The 18,903-nt window shown below is 57.7% G+C and carries 20 protein-coding genes; 10 read left to right on the top strand and 10 right to left on the bottom strand.

Translation table 11 applies throughout. The features are described from left to right. Positions 1 to 155 precede the first annotated feature (155 nt). Positions 156 to 893 (bottom strand): DUF3027 domain-containing protein, encoded by a 738-nt coding sequence (locus tag I6I94_RS07685; protein WP_201620577.1) that lies wholly within the window; start codon positions 891 to 893, stop codon positions 156 to 158. A gap of 281 nt (positions 894 to 1,174) precedes the next feature. Here I6I94_RS07685 and I6I94_RS07680 point away from each other — a divergent pair, with 281 nt between their 5' ends. The 4 genes from I6I94_RS07680 to I6I94_RS07665 all read left to right on the top strand — a co-directional run bounded on the left by I6I94_RS07680 (position 1,175) and on the right by I6I94_RS07665 (position 4,396). Next, positions 1,175 to 1,432: a hypothetical protein gene (locus I6I94_RS07680; RefSeq protein ID WP_128087104.1), complete on the top strand. Its 258-nt coding sequence runs from the start codon at positions 1,175 to 1,177 to the stop codon at positions 1,430 to 1,432. Positions 1,433 to 1,481: 49 nt separating this feature from the next. Beyond that, positions 1,482 to 2,186 (top strand): response regulator transcription factor, encoded by a 705-nt coding sequence (locus tag I6I94_RS07675; RefSeq protein ID WP_006887005.1) that lies wholly within the window; start codon positions 1,482 to 1,484, stop codon positions 2,184 to 2,186. 95 nt (positions 2,187 to 2,281) lie between these two features. Further along, entirely contained in the window at positions 2,282 to 3,760 is a 1,479-nt protein-coding gene (locus I6I94_RS07670; protein ID WP_006887004.1) for a sensor histidine kinase, read from the top strand. Positions 3,761 to 4,105: 345 nt separating this feature from the next. Then, positions 4,106 to 4,396, top strand: coding sequence for a WXG100 family type VII secretion target (locus I6I94_RS07665; protein ID WP_006887070.1), 291 nt, complete (start codon positions 4,106 to 4,108; stop codon positions 4,394 to 4,396). A 277-nt stretch (positions 4,397 to 4,673) separates the two neighbouring features. On the opposite strand, the gene I6I94_RS07660 is transcribed toward I6I94_RS07665, so the two are convergent. Next, positions 4,674 to 5,801: a ribonuclease H family protein gene (locus tag I6I94_RS07660; RefSeq protein WP_201620576.1), complete on the bottom strand. Its 1,128-nt coding sequence runs from the start codon at positions 5,799 to 5,801 to the stop codon at positions 4,674 to 4,676. A gap of 96 nt (positions 5,802 to 5,897) precedes the next feature. Between I6I94_RS07660 and I6I94_RS07655 the strand changes: the two genes are divergently transcribed. After that, positions 5,898 to 6,890: a 4'-phosphopantetheinyl transferase family protein gene (locus tag I6I94_RS07655; protein ID WP_201620575.1), complete on the top strand. Its 993-nt coding sequence runs from the start codon at positions 5,898 to 5,900 to the stop codon at positions 6,888 to 6,890. A 59-nt stretch (positions 6,891 to 6,949) separates the two neighbouring features. Here the strand turns inward: I6I94_RS07655 and I6I94_RS07650 are convergent, their stop codons facing one another. The 5 genes from I6I94_RS07650 to I6I94_RS07630 all read right to left on the bottom strand — a co-directional run bounded on the left by I6I94_RS07650 (position 6,950) and on the right by I6I94_RS07630 (position 12,220). After that, complete coding sequence (locus I6I94_RS07650; protein WP_128087105.1) at positions 6,950 to 8,077, bottom strand: isochorismate synthase; 1,128 nt, start codon at positions 8,075 to 8,077, stop codon at positions 6,950 to 6,952. Positions 8,078 to 8,101: 24 nt separating this feature from the next. After that, entirely contained in the window at positions 8,102 to 8,869 is a 768-nt protein-coding gene (locus I6I94_RS07645) for an SDR family oxidoreductase (protein WP_128087106.1), read from the bottom strand. Next, complete coding sequence (locus I6I94_RS07640; protein ID WP_201620574.1) at positions 8,866 to 9,567, bottom strand: isochorismatase family protein; 702 nt, start codon at positions 9,565 to 9,567, stop codon at positions 8,866 to 8,868. The genes I6I94_RS07645 and I6I94_RS07640 overlap by 4 nt, the downstream gene beginning before the upstream one ends. 367 nt (positions 9,568 to 9,934) lie before the next feature. Next, the gene (locus I6I94_RS07635; RefSeq protein WP_128087107.1) at positions 9,935 to 11,341 is read right to left on the bottom strand and encodes an FAD-dependent oxidoreductase; all 1,407 of its coding nucleotides are present in this window, start codon (positions 11,339 to 11,341) and stop codon (positions 9,935 to 9,937) included. Positions 11,342 to 11,590: 249 nt separating this feature from the next. Next, the gene (locus I6I94_RS07630) at positions 11,591 to 12,220 is read right to left on the bottom strand and encodes an NAD(P)-dependent oxidoreductase (protein WP_128087108.1); all 630 of its coding nucleotides are present in this window, start codon (positions 12,218 to 12,220) and stop codon (positions 11,591 to 11,593) included. 112 nt (positions 12,221 to 12,332) lie between these two features. Here I6I94_RS07630 and I6I94_RS07625 point away from each other — a divergent pair, with 112 nt between their 5' ends. The 4 genes from I6I94_RS07625 (at position 12,333) to I6I94_RS07610 (ending at position 14,639) form a co-directional block, all read left to right on the top strand. Next, positions 12,333 to 12,686, top strand: coding sequence for a winged helix-turn-helix transcriptional regulator (locus I6I94_RS07625; protein ID WP_128087109.1), 354 nt, complete (start codon positions 12,333 to 12,335; stop codon positions 12,684 to 12,686). A gap of 191 nt (positions 12,687 to 12,877) precedes the next feature. Further along, a complete protein-coding gene (locus tag I6I94_RS07620) occupies positions 12,878 to 13,408 on the top strand; it encodes a mycothiol transferase (protein WP_201620999.1) in 531 nt (176 codons plus the stop codon). Beyond that, positions 13,408 to 13,926, top strand: coding sequence for a MepB family protein (locus tag I6I94_RS07615; RefSeq protein ID WP_236588842.1), 519 nt, complete (start codon positions 13,408 to 13,410; stop codon positions 13,924 to 13,926). The genes I6I94_RS07620 and I6I94_RS07615 overlap by 1 nt, the downstream gene beginning before the upstream one ends. 89 nt (positions 13,927 to 14,015) lie before the next feature. Continuing rightward, positions 14,016 to 14,639 carry a hypothetical protein gene (locus I6I94_RS07610; RefSeq protein ID WP_201620573.1) on the top strand — a complete coding sequence of 208 codons (624 nt, stop codon included), beginning with the start codon at positions 14,016 to 14,018 and terminating at the stop codon, positions 14,637 to 14,639. On the opposite strand, the gene I6I94_RS07605 is transcribed toward I6I94_RS07610, so the two are convergent. From I6I94_RS07605 to I6I94_RS07595, 3 genes are all read right to left on the bottom strand, one after another. Then, positions 14,640 to 15,638, bottom strand: coding sequence for an AbiH family protein (locus tag I6I94_RS07605; RefSeq protein ID WP_201620572.1), 999 nt, complete (start codon positions 15,636 to 15,638; stop codon positions 14,640 to 14,642). A gap of 288 nt (positions 15,639 to 15,926) precedes the next feature. Next, positions 15,927 to 16,340 carry a cupin domain-containing protein gene (locus tag I6I94_RS07600; RefSeq protein WP_128087114.1) on the bottom strand — a complete coding sequence of 138 codons (414 nt, stop codon included), beginning with the start codon at positions 16,338 to 16,340 and terminating at the stop codon, positions 15,927 to 15,929. 385 nt (positions 16,341 to 16,725) lie between these two features. Beyond that, positions 16,726 to 17,145: a cupin domain-containing protein gene (locus tag I6I94_RS07595; RefSeq protein ID WP_004005581.1), complete on the bottom strand. Its 420-nt coding sequence runs from the start codon at positions 17,143 to 17,145 to the stop codon at positions 16,726 to 16,728. 273 nt (positions 17,146 to 17,418) lie between these two features. On the opposite strand from I6I94_RS07595, the gene I6I94_RS07590 reads away from it, so the two are divergent. After that, entirely contained in the window at positions 17,419 to 18,780 is a 1,362-nt protein-coding gene (locus I6I94_RS07590) for an MFS transporter (protein ID WP_236588841.1), read from the top strand. Positions 18,781 to 18,903: the final 123 nt, after the last annotated feature.

Genomic DNA, 18,903 nt, shown 5'->3' with positions numbered 1-18,903 from the left:
TCCCTGCCGACTAGGAAAACCTAGCCTTAGTTATGATGCTCTTCTGAGTAACTATTATGTACCTTTTTAGCGTGTTTCGCCACGGATTGCGCGGCGCGTCGCCCGAAGCGAACGTCCCGCCAGGTACACCTGACGGGCCCGTATCGCCACGCAGTCTAGCCCTCAGAGTTACGTGCGGCGGAGGTTTTTGCGCGCTTGCGCCCGCCCGATCCCCGCCCGGAGCCCTTACGTCCGCCGCTCTTCTGCGGGGCGTCCTGCTGCGGAGCGGAATCCCCCTGGGATGCTTTCTGCCCGCCTGCTCGCTGCCGGTTCAGGTTCTTCCGGTTCTGTGCTTTTCGGGCGCTACGGCGCGCCTTACGGCTCTTGCCGCCGGTTTCGGGTGTCTCAGTATCAGCGTCGAATTGAGGTTCCTCGTCCTCGTACACATCCTCAGGGTCCGCAGCGAGCGCCTCGTCAAGATCGGCGGTATCAGGCAGCTCCTGAAGGCGCTGCGCCCAAGGAACCCAGTCGGGGGCTAGCAGTGCGTCATCGCCGGGCAGCAGACCAACCTCGCATACGGTCGCCACTTTCGAACGTGGCGCCCGCGCTAATGTGGCGAACCAGAACCACCCCCGGTAACCGGGCAGGGTGCACTCAAACAGGTGGGTGGTCAAACGGTCCTCTTCACCGCGCAAATGGTGCAGCAGGCCAATGGTGTTTTTGGGGGCGATCTGCTCAATACCGGCCAACGCTACGTCTTTGGCCTGCGCCAAGACCGTGTCCACACGGCTGGTGCGGCGGCGCTTATGCGGCTGCCCAAGGGTGGGTTCACCAACCTGCTCGTATGTGTGGTCGGCAAACGGGTCAAAGCTGGCGGTTTCGGTTGGGTTCTGGTCAATCACCTGTTCAGACATACCACTATTAAAGCATTCTTAAGGTTCGCTGGGAGGGCGGGGCGGCCTGCCTTGACCTCTTACGTTCACGGTTCGCGCCGGTGTGCCATTATGGCGCGGTTTTCCGCCATTTTTCTGCCCTGATGCAACCTCTTATTCCTTGCAGAGAATACGGTATGCGCGCTATCGGGCTGGCAAACCTCCGAAGGGAACCTGCAAAAAAGATGTGAATACCGTCCACAACGCCGCAATATTAGTATTTCCACCCCGTTAAAGGGGCCTAAACCTGCTACGGTTATGCCATGACTAGCGAACGAGAAACGCCTCTTGAAGTAGCCAATGAGCTCCCCTACACCCGCGCTATCCGCTGGTTGGGAGTCGGTGGCGGCATCCTCGCACTGCTGTGCACCCTTTCGGGGGTGGCGATGCTAGTACTCAAGTGGGTGGATGCTCATCCTCCCGCCGTTATGAGCCAGGTTCCCCTGGTGCTGTTCCCCGTCGCTTTCATCGCGCTAATGCTTGCCCTCCTCCTTGCGGTTCTTCGGCGTAAGTCAAGTTAGAGGGCCTTCCGGCCGCGCAACCACATATATACGTCAGAAAAGAGTGAACATGTCTGCTGAAGCTAAGCTGCTCGTCGTTGATGACGAGTTCAACATTCTTGAACTACTCGCCACCTCCCTGCGTTTTGCCGGGTTTGAAGTGGTGACCGCCGGAAACGGACGCGAGGCCATTGAGAAGGCCGAACAGGAACAGCCCGACCTGATTGTGCTTGACGTGATGATGCCGGGCATGGACGGGTTTGATGTGACGCGCCGCCTGCGTGAAGGCGGACGCACCTACCCTGTGCTGTTCTTGACCGCGAAAGACGCCACCGAAGATAAAGTTGCTGGTCTCTCAGCAGGCGGTGACGACTACGTGACTAAGCCGTTCTCGCTGGATGAGGTGATCGCCCGTATCCGAGCCATCCTGCGCCGTTCCCGCTCACTGCAGGAGGAAGATACTGCTATTTTGCGGGTGGACGATCTGAGCCTGAATACCGACACCCATGAGGTGTTCCTTGGCGAGGAGGAGATTGACCTCTCCCCCACCGAGTTCAATCTGCTGCACTACCTAATGCTCAACGCAAACCGGGTGCTGTCGAAGGCGCAGATCCTCGACCACGTGTGGGAGTACGATTTTAACGGCGACTCGTCCATCGTGGAGTCGTATATCTCGTACCTGCGCCGCAAGATCGATAACAACCGTGAGGGCCACGAACCCCTGATCCACACCAAACGCGGCGTAGGGTACATGGTTCGTGGTTCCCGCAGCTAGGGGCGGTACCTATTAAACTGTTCAACCGCGAACCCGCACAGCAGCCCCCGGAGGCCCCGGAGGCGGCTCAACAGAATGCCTCCACGCAGAAGCACATGGGGCGCAGACCCCTTGAGCGTATACCGTTCACGCTGTCGCTGCGCACGCAGCTGGTGCTGGTGACCTCTGCACTGATTGCTTTGGCGATCGTTGTGACCTCCCTTGTGGCGATTTCGGCGTTGCGCGCGCAGATGGTGCATCAGCTGGACGACGAGATGAAGGCGAACTCGGCGAACCTGCTTTCCCTTGTCTCGAACAATAGCCAGCATCCCGTGCAGGAGGCCACGCTCGGTTCGTACCACGTGTACCTGCTGGATGAGCACGGCAACACCCTGTACGCGCTCAGCCCCGATACGAGCTCCCGGGACGAGCCGCAAGTAACCGGCTGGACAGCCGATAAAGTGCGCAAAAATAACGGGGTCGGCACTACTGTTAACTCGGTGGAAGGGTCGAAAGACTGGCGTCTGCTGCCGATGACGCTTAATAACGACACCAGCGTGAACGGGGTGCACGCCACCTCCATGGTGGTTGCCTTACCCCTGGAGCAAACCAACCAGGTGGTTGCTCTCGTAGGTGTGCTCACCTTCGCGTTCGGGCTGGCCACGCTCGCCTCGGCTATTGCAATGACGTGGGTGATTGTCACCCGCACTTTCGAGCCGCTGGCGCGCGTGGAGCAGACGGCGGCGAAGATCGCTAAAGGGGATCTGTCACAACGTATTGAGGACTACAATCCCGGCAATGAGATTGGCAGTCTTGCCACGTCGCTGAACACCATGCTCGCCCAGATCGAGACCTCGTTCAATGCGCAGGCAAAATCTGAGGCGAAGATGCGCCAGTTCGTGGGCGATGCATCCCACGAGCTACGCACCCCCCTGGTGAGTATTCGCGGGTACTCCGAGCTGTACCGGCAGGGGGCGCTGCCGAATGAGGACGCTGTGGCCACCGCTATGGGCCGTATTGAGGCGGAGTCTAAACGTATGGGGCAGCTGGTGGAGGATCTGCTGACGCTGGCCCGCATTGATGAGCGCCGGGAATCGAAGCTGGCCCCGTTTGATATGTTCCACCTGGCGGTGGACGCCACCAACGATGCCTTCGCCACCTCCCCCGACCGTGAGATTACCCTGGTGGGCCTGACCGACGATGTGGCGCCCTGCTCCGCACCGGTGGTCGGTGATGAGCCGCGGATGCGTCAGGTGGTGGCGAACCTGCTCACCAACGCCATGCGGTACACCCCTGAGGGTTCGCCCCTTGAAGTTGCGGTGGGTGTGCGGCAGGAGGCCCCCGGGGTGCCGCGCGCCATTATTGAGGTGCGCGACCACGGCCCCGGTATCCACGGTGAGGATCGTGAGCGCGTGTTCGAGCGTTTCTACCGCACCGACACTTCACGCTCACGGGAGACCGGGGGCACGGGTCTGGGCCTGTCGATTGTGGCCGCAATCGTGGAGCAACACGACGGGCATATCCGTATTGAAGAGACTGATGGAGGCGGGGCCACGTTTGTGGTGTCGCTGCCGGTTTTGGCGGGCGCTGGCTAAAAGAAGCTGCGGTACATGCGGGGCGCACGGTGACGGTGTAAGAGCCGAACCGTGCGCCCCTTTCGCGTGTGCAGGGATGTTCCACGGGCTGGTGGTCTGGGCGCCGCTAGCCCCGCAAAGCTTCATATTTCTTCATACTGAGAGGGTCTGTGGGGGTATTCAGGGCTGAAAATTGAGTTTTATTCTGTGGATAAGCTGGTTTTACGACCAGGTAACGTAAGTTATCCACAGATTTATTTTAATTCATGAAAATATTTTTTGATTCGTTTTAGTCTTGTAACAAGCGCTTAGGAATTAGGTGCTAGAGGCACAACCAATACATACCCTACTGAAGGAGAACCTATCATGGCACAGTTCATTGTCGATTCCGAAGTCATTGCGTCAAAGAGCGCGCAGGCAAAAGCACACGTTGCTTCCATCACCGCAGAGGTGAACGGCATGACTGCTTCCCTGCAGGATTTGCAGAGCTCTTGGACCGGCTCGGCCTCGACCAACTTCCAGGGCGTGCTCGATAAGTGGCGTGCAACCCAGCGGCAGGTGGAAGAGTCTATCGCCCAGATTAACGAAGCGCTTTCACGTGCCGGTGTTAACTACTCCGATACCGAGCAGTCGAACGCTTCGATGTTTATGGGGTAATATAATAAGCGAATTCTGCAATTTCAATTCAATAAACCGATATAAGTAACTCAAGATATGTGGTGAGTCTATCTTAACGGTTTGGGGCGGGTACATGATGTACCCGCCCCAATCTTTTAACCTGCTACCATCCCAGCACCCGCAGGCCCGTGCTTCGCCCCCTTCTGGGCGCAGGCTCACCCGCCCGAACGTACCGAACCGGCCAGCGCCGCACTTTTGGCGGCTGCTAGCCAGCAGCACACAGCGGATCCTGTGAGGCTGGGCGCGGCAGGTGAAACTAGCCGGGTATGGCGGTATCCTGCCTGAACCGCAGGCGCCAGGAGCCCACCTGCGCATCATAATGCCATAGGCTGGAACGGTTCACCCGACCGCGCGCGGTATCCACCACCGCCATCACCAGCACATTCGCGGTGTCTACCAGTTCCACTACGCGGTGAGTTGGTTCCCCGCGTTGAGTAAACGCGCGGGCACGGTACTCGATGGTGGAGGCTCGCGAAACCGGGCGGCCAGCAGAGGTAATCCACACCAGGTTCTCGTCCAGCAGCTCGGCGATTTCCTCCTCGCCCATGGCCGCGCCGTTGGCTTCAAGCTCTTCTTCTGCGGCAAGCGCCTCATCAGGGTCGGCGGTGAGCTGTTGCTGTGTCTGCTGTGGGCTCTGAATATGAGCGGCCTGCTCGTGCCGCTCGGCTCGCTGCGCAGCCTGCGCTAATTTCTCCTTACGCTCCGCCACCGCCTGCGGGTCGGGGGCAGCAACAGCAGAGGCGGGTTTGAGCACACCGTTGAGTTTGAGGGCGTTGAATCCTTCACGGGCCTGCTGCGCCTGCTCCATCGTGAACTCTTCAACGCTCAGATGCGCATCTGCTGAGGGGCCCTGCTCAGGCTCGGCCTCCGCAGCCGGAGCCTGCCCGTCGGAGGCCCCTGAAGATGCCCCAGCAGCCGCACCAAAGCCCGGGCCGGCATCCGGTGCGTTCCCCTGCTGGTACGCCTGCGCGGCGGCGTTTGCGCGCGCATCAGCGGCCTCGTTCAGTTCGTGGCCGGAGTGGCCCTTGACCCACACCAGCTGATAGTCACGCCCAGCGGTGGCAGCATCCAGCTCTTGCAGCAGTTCACGGTTCAACACCGGCTTGCCGTCGGCTTTTTTCCAGCCGCGGCTCTTCCAGCCGGGCATCCACTTGGTGAGGGAATTAATCACATACTGGCTGTCGCAGTACACCACAAGTTTACGTTCGGGCATGTGCGCGGTCGCCTCAAACAGGTCAAGGACAGCCTTCAGCTCACCCATATTGTTGGTGCCGTGCTCCCAGCCCCCAGCCGCCCAGTGATTGTCGTCAATGTACCAGGCCCATCCCGCCGGGCCGGGGTTGCCCAGCGCCGAACCGTCAGCAGCCGCAATAATCTCGCTCATGCACTCGACTTTACCCTACCGGCGGGTACAAACAGTGACATGTTCGTCATGCACATATCTGCATATTTTCCCTCTGGCGGGAGTAGACTATAGAGCATGATCACCACTGTCTCTACTTCCGGCGGTGCACAGGTGGCGGTATTTGCCTTGCCCACACGCACCATGTACAGCGGCCTGCGGGTCAGCTGGCTCAGCTACCTAGGTGCGGCTGAACAACGCCGCGCCGCCGAATTGCCCACCCCCGTCGGGGCGGTCAGCTACCTCTCCACCCAGGCGCTCATGCGCTCTATGGCGGCATGCCGACTGGGGGTTGCCTCCAGCGCGGCGCACACGATCGAAGTGGATCGTACCTGCACCCTATGCAACAGCACCAAGCCGCACGGCAAACCCCGCATTGAAGGCATGAACTTCAATATGTCGCAGGTTTCATCCCTGGCGGTGGGCGGGTTCTGCCCCGACGATACGCAGGTGCTCGGGGTTGATCTTGAGCCCCGTCGAGACCGCCTATTCCCCGGGTTCGCGCGGGTGGCGCTATCACTGCGTGAACGTGAAATATATGAGACAACCACCGGTGAGGCACGCAACCTGCTGGGGGTGGCGTTATGGACCGCGAAAGAGGCAGTGCTCAAAGCCACCGGCCACGGGCTGAGCGTCTCCCCGGCGGCGGTGCGCGTATTTTTCAGCGACTCCCTAACAGACCAACTGGCAGAGGCTTTCGAGGCATCCCGAGAGTCAGCTGACGAAGAGGTGACGGCCGCATCCGTCTGCTCCGCGCGCGCAGTGTTCACCGTGCCTTCACGGGATAACAGCGACACCACGGAAGAACGGTCGTTCTATATCACCTGGACGGCGCTCACCCTACATCCCGAGAAGCAGCCCGCCCACAACAACCCACAGAACACCAACCCGGCGCACGGCAGCGACGTCGCTGCCGAACAATTCCTCCTAGCCACCGCAACTGAAGGGGTGCCCAACAGCGTGCACGTACACCCGGTGGCCACCCCCGTTGAGCTGCGCAATAACCTGGCGCCGCTCACTTTTTCCCAGCTGCCCACCATGAGGATGGGGACTAACACCGTCACCGCCTAACCGCCCCTGCCGTATACTGGCGCACCGGGCGGCGCAGTGAAAGACGATGAGGAAGCGCCCTACGCCGCCGGGGGCTCTTCAGGGAGTGTATTAATCCCCAGCGCACGCCCGAAGCTGCGCAGCTTCGTGCCGGTTTCGGTGTGTTCCAGCACCGGGTCTGATTTAGCCACAATGCCCGCGCCCGCGTAGAGGATGGCGGTTTGCGCATCAACTTCAGCGCAGCGCAGCACGAGCGCCCACTGGCCGCTTCCGTCCGCGTTCATATAGCCAACAAGCCCGCCGAAATAGTCGCGGCTAAACGGCTCAAGTTCGGTAATCATACGCCGCGCAACCTCGGTGGGGGTGCCGCAGATCGCGGGGGTCGGGTGAATGGCGTGCGCACCGTCCAGGCAGGTCATACCCTGCTTGAGCACACCTGAGATGGGGGTGCCTAAATGCCACAGCTGCGGGGTTTGCAGAAGCGAAGGTTCCTCAGGAATAGTGAGCTGGCGGGTCATGGGTTCCAGTTGCGCGCGAATATCGGCGATAACGGTCGCATGTTCGCCACGGTCCTTCGGTGAAGCCATAAGCCGCCGCCCAATAGCCTCATCCTCGGTGCTGCCGCGTTCGGCGATGCGCGGGGCGCTGCCCGCCAACGGGTGCGTTTTGAAAGCACTGCCTTCCCCGGTGTCTGGTTCAGTACTGAAAATCAGTTCCGGGGAGGCACCCATCAGGTACGGGTGTTCCAACCCGCGATGCCCCTGCGGCAGTTTGACGCTAAAAACAAACGTGTTGGGCTGCTGTGCGCGCAGGTTGTTATACACCCCGGCAAGGTCGAGTGTGCCCGGCGCATAATCGGCGCGCAGCAGGCGAGAGAGCACGACCTTATCCAGCTGATGCGCCTTCATACGCTCAACGGCGGTCGCCACCGCCTGCCGATACCCGGGGTTTTCGCGGCCCTCAATCTGCGTTGGTTCGGCGAGCGTAACCTCGTGCTCGGGCACCGGAATGTCGTCGATCTGCAGGCGTTCGGGCACAAAGAGATGCGCGGGGGCGTTCGGGTCGAAAGGAATCAGACCGACCACGGCGGTACCGGCGGATTCGGCGGCGGCGTGCGCCTGCTGCGGGGTGACCTGACGGAGGGAACCGGCGGTGCGCATCACGCGGGTGCCGGTGGCAAACATGAAATCGGGCAGGGTAGTGCTCACAGATGATACAGCCTTTCGGGCCTGCTAGAGGGTCGCGCCGCCATCGGCAACAATGTTTTGCATGCTGATATGCCGTGAGGCATCGCTAATGAGGAACGCATTCACCGCCGCAATATCGGCGGGGTCGGCGATGCGCCCGAGCGGAATTCCCAGGCGGAAAGTCTCGGGGCTGCCCGCCACCGGCAGGGCGCTGAGGTCCTCGCCGCCCCAGGCGTCAGTCACCATGGGGGTGCGGGTGGTGCCGGGGCAGACCGTGTTCACGCGAATACCGTGGCGCGCCAGCTGCAGCCCGAAGCTTGACGATACGCGCACCGCTGAGGCTTTCGAGGCCCCGTAAGCACCGAATTCAGCGCGGGGCACGCGGGCCGCATTGGAGGCGACCGTCACCAGCGAACGCGTGTTCTCAGGGGTTGCCTGTACCTGCTCAATCATAACGCGCGCAATCTCGCGCAGGCACAGGAAAACACCGTCAGCATTAACCGCGTGCAGCCGTTTCCAGTCCTCAAAAGAGGTGTCTAAGAGCGGCTGGCTGTGGGCAATCCCCGCCGCGAGCACGGCACCTTTAATGGGCTCCCCCATCTCAGCGGCGGCATGTGCGAGCGCCCGCACCGACTCTTCATCACCCACATTAACGGGGCTGTAGCGGAACGTGGTGTCGCTGTAGGCGGCGAATGACTCATGCGGGGTCTCCGCCAGATCGGCGGCGTACACCGAATAGTTATTCTTGATGAGTTCGTGTACGGTTGCCGCACCAATTCCGCCGTTCGCGCCGGTCACAATAACCCAGCTCATGCGATTACCTTCCCGGTTTCCGGCGCCCCGTCCGCGCCGGGGGCACCAGCGGTAATCTGCGCCAGCGCCTCGGCGGTGTCTAGCACGCGGGCGCATCGGCCCGAGGCGTATTCGCAGGCCATACGGTGCTCTTCCTCGGTGAAGTCGGCGAGCGCATCCGCCACCATGAACGGCTGAATATCGCGCATGAACGCCTCCAGGGCGGTGGTGAGGCAGCCAATATGTGCGTACACTCCGCTGATGATGAGCTGGTCACGCCCAAGCTCTTTGAGCTGTTCTTCGAGCGGGGAGCGCACGAAGGCTGAGTAACGCCATTTGGTGAGCACAGTATCGGCCTCGGTGGGGGCGAGCTCGTCAAGAATCTGGGCGCTTTCATCGTCCTGCAGGCCGTCGCCCCAGAAGTCGGTCAGCAGGCGCCTGTCGGCGGGGTTCTGGCGGGGCGGCTGGGCGGTGTAGTAGACCGGGATATTCGCCGCGTGTGCCGCATCCACTAGGCGGCGAATATTGGCAATGGCAATGTTGATTTGGGCGTCTGGGAGGGTTTGGCCGTTACGTTCCAGCTCAAAGGCGCGCACGAAATAGCGCTGCATATCGTGCACAAGAAGCGCAGCGCGAGCAGGATCGACCCGCCAATTCACGCGGTTCTGGTGTTCCTGGTCTCGGTACGAATAGGGTGCAATTTTCTTGGGCAACGCCACGGATGACTCCCCCGTCTTTTGTATGGTTGGTGAATGACGTGCCAGCGGCGCGCACGTACGATTAAATATTAGGACATCCTGACCTAACCTGCATCTTTGGGGGTGGTGATTACGCCCCGAAAAGAAAATATAGCAAAGGCCCCTGACAGCGGTGAACAACTGTTCACCTCATGCCGGGGCCTTTACTACATACACCGGGTGACAACGCGGCAGCCAGCACCACGAAGACAACACACACAGCCAGCGGGGCGTAAAACCGCCCCGGCTCACAGCTTGAACGACGGTCCCACACCCGCAGAATAGCGCTCGCGTGGGCGGGCAGGCGTACTGGCTGGGCGCGCCGCCCCACGGGTTTTAGGCTACGGGGCTAGGCCACAGGTTGGGCCACTGCCAGCACCTCATTCAACCCCTCGGTAATTGAGGGGTGAGTGTAAATTTCATCACGTAGCTGCGATGCCGTAATATTGTGGCGCATTGCCAACGCCACAAGATTGATAACCTCCATAGACTCGACCACCAGCAGCTGAGCGCCAAGAATCTGGTCAGTCTCCGCGTCAATCACGAACTTCATGATGCCGCGCGGGTTTTCCAGGGTCTTCGCACGCGGCATGGCGGCGATAGCGGCAACAGGCTTGGCGGCAACCTTGATGGTGTGACCGGCGGCGAGCGCATCACGCTCAGTGAGGCCGATGGACGAGAGCGGCGGGTTCATGTAGATGGTTGCGGCAACCGCCTGGCGGTCCTTCGTGGAGCGGGAACCGTCACCGAGCAGCTGCGAGAGCACCACGCGGTAGTCATCCAGCGAAATGTAGGTGAACTGCGGGCCGCCGTTAACGTCGCCGAGCGCAAAAATATTCGGTGCCGTGGTGCGCAGGTGCTCGTCGACAGCGATTGCGCCGTGCTCGGTGGTTTCGATGCTCGTGTTCTCAAGCCCCAGCCCCTCGGTGGCAGGTTTGCGCCCGGTTGCAACCATCACGTAATCCACCTCAAGGTGCTTGGACGCACCCTCAGAGTCCAGGTAGTTCACGGTCACGGAGTCGGCGTTATCGGTTACAGACTCTACGCGAACGCCCGCGTGAGCGGTAATGCCTTGGTCGGCGATAATCTCGCGTGCCGCCTGGGCGACGTCGTCATCGTAACGCCCGAAAAGCGCGGGAGCGCCTTCAAGCAGGGTTACTTTGGTGCCGTAGGAGGAGAAAATACCGGCGAACTCGACGCCGATAGGACCGCCGCCGATAATGCCCAGGCGTTTCGGGCGCGGGGTGAGCTTCTGCAGTTCGGTGGAGGTGAGCACGCGCTTCGATTCGCGGGCGCCCGGGATAGGCGGGATAGTCGCCACGGCACCGGTGTTGATGATAAAACAGTCGGCGGTGACGACCAGTTTGTCCTCGCCCGCGGTGACCTCAACCTCGGTGTCTGAGAGGAACCGTGCGTGACCGTCAATGAGTTTGGCGGTGGCGTTCGATTCGAGGATTTCGCGGTTCTTCGCGCGCATGGCACCGGTGAGTTTGTCGCGGAAAATCACGGCGCTCTCGTAGGCGGCGTTCGCAGCTTCGGCATTGTGCTCGCCGAGGGCACGGAATTCGTCAGCCCGGTGCACAAGCGCCTTGGTGGGCACGCAGCCGATATTGATGCAGGTGCCGCCGTACATGTTTGAGGACTGCTCGATCAGGGCAACGTTCTTGCCGGTTTTCGCGTAGGCGCCAGCAAGGGTTTTGCCGCCTTTGCCGAAGCCGATAACGACCATATCGAAGTGAAGGCGCGCGGTAGTCATAGTGTTCTCCCGGTGAAGTTTGAGGTGTTCATAATTTGTGTCTGGTGTTCCGGTGAACTTCAACGGGCGGCGTATGGCATTTATTCCTGGGTTTTGCAAGAAAACATTAAGTTTTTTGACGCTGCGCTGGGGGCGGGTCGTCTACCTTATCTTATGCAGCCTAAAAAGAGCCTTTATGTGAATAAAGCGTTGGAAATCCCGCTTTATTCACATAAAGGCTCTTTTTACACCCAGCAGCGGGGGTGTAAGCTACCGCGACACCACACTCACGCGCTCGCACTGATGCTCCCCCGACTCGATAAGGTCAAGCACGGCGACCGCAAAATCCGCATAGCTGATTTCGCTCTGCCCGGCAGCATTCATCGTCAGCACATCGCCTGCCAGCTGGTATTCACCCGTGCGCTCACCCTCAGGGTTAAACACCAGGGCCGGGCTCAGGTACGTCCAGGCAACATCGTCGCGGATGCGCAGCGCATCATACGCCTGCGCCATCGCGGTAGCCAGCGGCTTGAATTCTTCGGGCATGGCGGGCGAGTCTACAAGCCGCTGATCCGTGGTCGAGTCGGGGTAGAGGCTGCCAGCGCTGCCGATAACGAGCAGACGGGTTTGGGTGCCGCTGAGCGCATCCGCAAGATGGACTAGGTGATCCTTGTGCAGGTGCAGGCTCTCGGGAGTCCACGCGCCGAAGGCGTCTACTACCGCATCGAACCCAGACAGGTCGCTGCGAGTGAGCGCGAAAACGTCCTTGATGAGCGTGTGCTGCGCCTGGGTGGGGTGTTCGGACCGCATGATAGCGGTAACTTCATGCCCGCGTTCGACGGCTTCGCGCACGACGAGAGTACCGGACTTACCGTTTGCACCGATGACTGCGATTTTCATGTTTCCTCCGCGATAAACGTTGTATTCTTAGGACGTATTCAACGCTACCGACGCGATAAACACCTGTGAAGACGGCACTTTAACGTGCCCCAGTTACCCCAAGGAAACTATTGTGACGGACCAGTATCTTTACCAAAACGCCGAATTGCCGCAGTGCCCCGTCGAAACCACGCTGGAGGTTATTTCAACGCGCTGGGGTGCCCTTATTGTGCGCGATCTGCTCAACGGGCCCCTGCGCTATAAAGAGCTTCAGCGTTCGCTCGGCAATATTTCGCAGAAAGTGCTCACCGAGAACCTGCGCCAGCTTGAGGCTCGCGGAATCCTCACCCGCACCGTCTACGAGCAGGTGCCGCCGCGCGTGGAGTATAAGCTGACCGAGCTGGGGCAGAGCATGCGCACCCTGTTCGATGCACTGTGGGCATGGGGCGAGCACTACCAGGAGACCGTTACGCAGAGTCAGTTGTGAAAGAGCGGCGACGGTGAGCGTTATTGCGCCGGTTGGCCTTGGTACACCTCGGTTTTCTATTTTGGTGTTTGTTTTGCATCTGGCGGTTATTTAAGTCGCTGAATGCACAACAAACCCCAAAATAGATGTGCCTCTGCGCTTTGGAATCTAGACTGGTGGTAGACGTTTTTACCCCGAATGAAGGAGCCGCAATGGATGCCCGCGATGTTCTGTGCGAAGCTGCAAGCCGACCCGCAACTGAGGCAAAAGCCCTTGTAGACGCTCTGCCCGCAGGGGTGTTGAACGCGCACGCTGGTGGGCATACGAATTCGATCGCCTGGCTGCTGTGGCATGCGGGGCGGCAGATGGATGTGCAGCTCGCGCAGCTAAACGGCGAGCCGCAGGTGTGGCATAGCCAGGGGTTTGATGCCCGCTTCAACTTGAGTGAGCTGGGCGATACGGTGGGCTACGGGCATACTGCGGAGCAGGCGCGCGCCGTCGTGGTGGAGGATGCCGCACTGTTGGCCGAATATTTGGGTGCGGCCACTGCGGCGTTGAGCGAGTATGTCGCGGGTTTGAGCGAGGCTGATTTGGATGACGTGATTGATACGTCCTGGACTCCGCATGTGACGCGCGGGGTGCGGCTGGTGAGTATGATCGACGATGCCGCCCAGCACATGGGGCAGGCAGCCTATGCGGCAGGCATTCTCGCGGGTGCAGACGGTTCGGGTGGGGCGGCATAGTGGCTGTCAGTACGAGCGGAACCGAGATATCTTCTATTAATAAAAAAGATTTTCCGAAGAAAGGTAATAAAATATTGAAAATTATTGATATCCTTCATGAGTTTTATGGTGATTTTGATTTCATTAAAGAAAAATGGAATGAGGACTATGAAGGTCTCCTTATTAAGACAAAGGAAGAGCAAAAATATAAAAGGTGTCGTTTAGCAAAGAGGACATCCAAAAAAGAAGGCTACTTTACAGTCTTTTGGAAAAAGGACCAAAATAATAATAATGTTCCTTATACTAATGAAGACTTGGGTGATGAACTTGTTATTGTCGTAATCGACAGCTACAATAGTGGGCTATTTATTATCCCGAAAGAGGTGGCAGTTAATAAAAGGATTCTCTCTACAAGGGATAGTAAAGGGAAAATGGCTATGCGTTTTTATCCACCTTGGTGTACAAATTTAAATAAAACAGCTCAGTCAACGCAAAAATGGCAGTTAGATTACTTTCGGAGTTATAAAATTGGGAATTAAGTATATTTGAAATAAATATTGGCAGAGGGCAGTGATATGAAAAAGTTAGAGAGTATTACGGGTGCGGCCAGTTCGAGAGGGGTAGCGTAGTGACAGTCAGTACGGGCGGAGCCGATTGGCGTGATGGTGCGACTGCCGAGCAGGTTGCGGCGGTTGAGCACCTGTACCGCAACCATCGGAGCCTGCCGTATATTTCGCCCAAGCGTGACCTGGCGGCGTGGCTTGAAGAGGTGGAGCTGTCCTCGTCGAAGGCCGTTCCGAAGTGGGCGCTTGAGCCGGTCGCCGACATTGAACTTTATGGTGGGTACCTGTTTGAGGTGACGGCGGGCGACATTATTCTGCTGTGGCGCATAAGCTTCGATACCTTTACCACGCAGAGCTGGTTCCCGAAATATTTTGAGTACGTCTACGGGATCGATGCGGCGTTCGACCTGCGGATGCTGGTTGAGGCCGGGGTCGTGGAGGTGGAGTCTGCCGCTGATTCTTTGGATTTGGTGACTGCCCCGGCACTGCGCAAGGCTCTCAAGGATGCGGGCGTGAACGACTTGAGCAGTGCGAAAAAGGCCGATTTGATGAGGCTTGCGCGGGAACACCTCTCCCCCACCCAACTTGAGGACGCGGTCCCCGTGCGGTCTTATAAGCTCACCACCGCAGGGCGGGCATTACTTGACGCCCGCCCCGAGGTAGTAGCTAAGCACCCGAAGAAGGGTTGATCACAGAATTTTTCCAGAGGTAATTTTCGATGGATCTACACCAAACCTCTGTAGTTTCTTGAACTGCTCGGCTACTTCATTCTTACAATATTCATTGAGCAACCAGGCTGCGTGCGAGGTTTTAGGGTGATTGATAAGGGCACGGATATATTCGTCGTCAGAATCACCAAAACTAAATCCTATACAAATTATACTGTCCACATTTTCTTGAATATCCAGAAATTTTTTCAATTTACCTAGCTGTACATCTTTTTTTAATTCCTCATGCAAATCGCGAACATTGTCATCATATTCCAGCATATAGCTCTTATAGCCAACTTCTCTAGCGCAATGACCTACAATAAGTTCGTCTTTTTCATTACCCCTAAAACCGTGTATATACAATATATTCTGACTCTGCACATCATACATTTTCTGAAGAGTTTCTGTGTAATTAAAATTAATGAAACCTCCTTTATTAATTTTTGAGTAATTTAAAAAACTTTCTTTCATTCTAGATTTCTCAATATCAACTGTAGCTATCCATTGTCTAAAGACTTTTTTAAATTCCTGGGCAGCACGAGGCCAAGGGCTACTACCATCCTCTAAAACATATCCAGTCTTTCGAGGATCAAGATCTCCCTCCTTATCAACAATATCCTCAATCTCATCGCGAATCAGCTGATAATCAATCTCTCCAAGCGCATACTCTAAATGTGACCATAAATCATCAGTTTCACAATAACTAAGAATCCCCAAAAAACCCGCAAGCACCCCTTTTACATAGGCCCAAGGCTGTATATCTTCTATTTCTTCAGCCGGAAAATTCCAGACATTATGACTAAGAGATATTAAAATATTCTCAGATTTTTCCAGAAATTCTTCATACACTAAACATTTATATTCAGGTTGTGTATCAGCAATATAATTTTTATAAATGAAATAAGCGAAATGTGTATAAGATGTTGGAAGTCCATGTGCAAGATCAAAACCATTACCAACAATGTAAAGGTTGTTCAATTCTTCACCCCTATATTAGTATTCAGATAATTTTGCTGTATTCAATTATATCCTAAGTAGCATCAACGAGAAAAGTGAACAAGAAAAAATTTTTAATCTTGAGAGTTATCTATATAATATGTAATATAGTGAAACAATGGTTTATAATATTAAATATTATTTCACACTTTTCTTTGCAAATCTATACGCTTTCTTTCGCAAAGCCCACGCCAGCGCGTCACCTCGACACACTTCTGCCTCAGACCCGCCACGCTGCGGGCTGCCGTATTCGGTCGGAACCGTGCTTACCTATGTTTCGGAATTTGGGTATTCACCATCTCCCACCGGTTCCAGCCATTCTGCCGTACCTGCCGTAATAACAAGGTGGGAGAACCATGAGTCTACCGGAGCTCCGTGCCAGTGCTTCACGCCGTCTTTGGCGAGAGCCACATCCCCAGCATGGAGTTTGGCGGGCGGATGACCTTCTTCCTGGTACCAGCCCTCCCCCGCTGTCGCTAGGATGATCTGGAACCCACCATTATGCTTGTGCCAGTTATTGCGAACGCCGAGCTCGAAACTCACATTCGCCACGGTGACAGGCACATCCGGATCATTCACCAGCGTATTCATGTAGCTGGTTCCGCTGAAATACTGGGCGAGCGCATCGTTCACACCGCCGAGCGGGAACACACCCTCGGTCACTTCAGTCTCGTATTGACTCATGGATTCCTCCGTTTGCCCTTGAAACGTCGTTCAGGCATTAGATTACCCTTAACGTTTCCTTAAACCTAGGATTTTCGGAGAGAAACACCCAAAAATTTTGTTTGTGGCGCTTTATGACGCGAAACCCACAGCGACACGCCGCATCCGCGCGTGCCACCGCCTCGCACCCGCCACTCTGCGGGATACCCTAAGAGCACCGCGCGAGCAGATAGGATTTCGACGAAAAGATAGCGAAATGTTATCTTTTCGTCGAAATCCTATCTGCTCGCGCGCTTACACTAGTGTTATGTGCCTGATCGCGATGCTGTGGCTAAGTTAGCTGGCTCGATGAAGACCCCAGAAAAACACGAAGCCCTGCCCACGCATCCGGCCTTCGAGACCGCGTTTACCTATATTTCTCGGAGTCCGGGTATTCCTCATCAGTCACCGGGTCGCCCCAAACAGCCTCACCCGCGTTCACCACGATATGCGAAAGCCACGAATCGGCAGCGGCACCGTGCCAGTGCTTCACCCCATTACGGGCGACCGCCACATCCCCGGCGTGAAGTTTGCGGGGCTCCTCGCCCTCCTGCTGATACCAGCCCTCACCGGCGGTCACCAACAAAATCTGGTACCCACCCACATGCTTATGCCATTTAGTACGGGCACCGGGCTCAAAACTCACGTTCGCCACCTTGGCGCTCACCTCCGGGTCAAACACCAGCGGGTAGTTGTAGCTTGACGGCATATCCGGCGCTGTCGATACCGGGTTCACCTCACCCAGCGGGAAAATACCTTCGGTTACTTCGGTCTTAAACTTTGACATCATCTGTTCCTTTCGGCATAGGTTTCATCTAAGAAACCTTCCGTATCTTTATTCTACTCTCGCTGACAACTTCGTGAGAAGCGGTGGGAGGGAGAATGTTGAGGCGGCGACGGGACGTGATGGCAGGGTGATGGTTTTTATTTGAAGCGGCTTGCCCTCATCTGAGGTCCACTGTATCTATCAGTTTGTCATCCCGTGGGTTCCACACCTATTCAGCGAACCTTCCACACCCCACCCACCAGCGTTCTCACCCGTGATAGAATCCACAGTATTATGAGACGCACCACAGAGCTTTCGCCTGAGCACCCTGAATCACCTGCGCCGCGCATTCCAACAAACACACCAGACTCGACCGCAAAACCCACATCAGCAACGCCGCTGAACGCACGCGGGCAGCTCACGCTCCTGACCGCGCAGGTTTCTGATGCTCTTGCGTCCAGTATCCAAGCTATCGCCATGCCCCTGCTGACCTACGGCGCCACCGGCGACCTCGCCCACTCCGCTATCGTCATGGTCGTCGAGGCAGTCCCCGTCATCCTCTTCGCACCCTTCGCAGGCACCATCGCCGACAGATTCAACCGCAAAACCCTCACCGTCAGCTTCAGACTCGCCAGCGCCGCCCTACTCATCGCATCCCCAGCCCTCTACGCCGCCGCAGGACTGTCCGCCTTCCTCACCATCGCATTTCTCGTCTCAACCTTCGGCACCTTCTCATCCCCCGCAGCCTCCGCCGCCATGCCCTCCCTGCTCGGCGACGACTACCAAAAATACATGGCACGCCGCGGCAGCCTCATCTTCCTCGCCCAAACCCTCGGCCCCACCATCGCAGCCGCCGTCGCATCCTTCACCACCCCAGCCCTCGCCGTCGGATTCGCAGGCACCCTCAACCTGCTCGCCGCCCTCACCGTCGCCACCATACGCAACTACGACCTCACCCACGCCGAACGCACCGCCACCGTGCAGGAACACCACACCGGCAGACTCCTGCGCGAAGGCGCCGCCTACACCGCACACAACCCGGTCGTGCGCGGCATGCTCACCTTCTGGTTCCTCTCCATCGCCGCCGTACCCATCACCACCCTGCCCATGCTCGAATACCTCACCCGCGGCCTCGGGCACGACTACACTGCCTTCGGAATCGCAACTTCCGTCTACGCCGCCGGATGCGTGATCAGCTCCTGGCTCTCAGCCAAACTCGGCGTCGGTACAGGCACCGGGCGGGTACGCATAACCAAACGCGGGTGGATGTGCATCTCCGGACTCGGCTACGGCGCTGTTTGTCTGAGCATGGGACTGTACCCGGCACTGTGGGCGGTACTCGTACTCTGGTTCACCTGGGGCATGTTCTACGGACCCGAAGAAGTGCTCGGGCAGGTTCTCTTCGCAGACGCTATTGACGAGCACATGCGCGGGCGCGTCTACAGCTTCATGGGCGTGGTTTTCTCCCTAGCAGGTATGGTCGGGTACCTCATCACAGGATGGGCGGTACCAGCATTCGGCGCGATCAACACCATCGTTGCCGGAGGGTCACTCTTCGTTATCGCCACCGTATTCACGTTCATTCTCGGCCCGACCGCACGAGCGATACGGGCGCAGGAATCGCGGAATGAGGCAAAGAACCGTGCGGGTGCATGACCTGCTCTGCGTATCCATCTTTGGGGTACTACCACTTCGCACCCGCCACGCTGCGGGATGCCCGAAACATCGCGAGCAGATAGTATTTCGGCGAGAAGATAACAAACCGCTATCTTCTCGCCG

The sequence above is a fragment of the Rothia aeria genome (genome assembly GCF_016726365.1).
GTDB classification, from domain to species: Bacteria; Actinomycetota; Actinomycetes; order Actinomycetales; family Micrococcaceae; genus Rothia; species Rothia aeria.
Note: the sequence above shows the minus strand (reverse complement) of the source record. Positions and strands in the feature narration are given on the sequence as shown.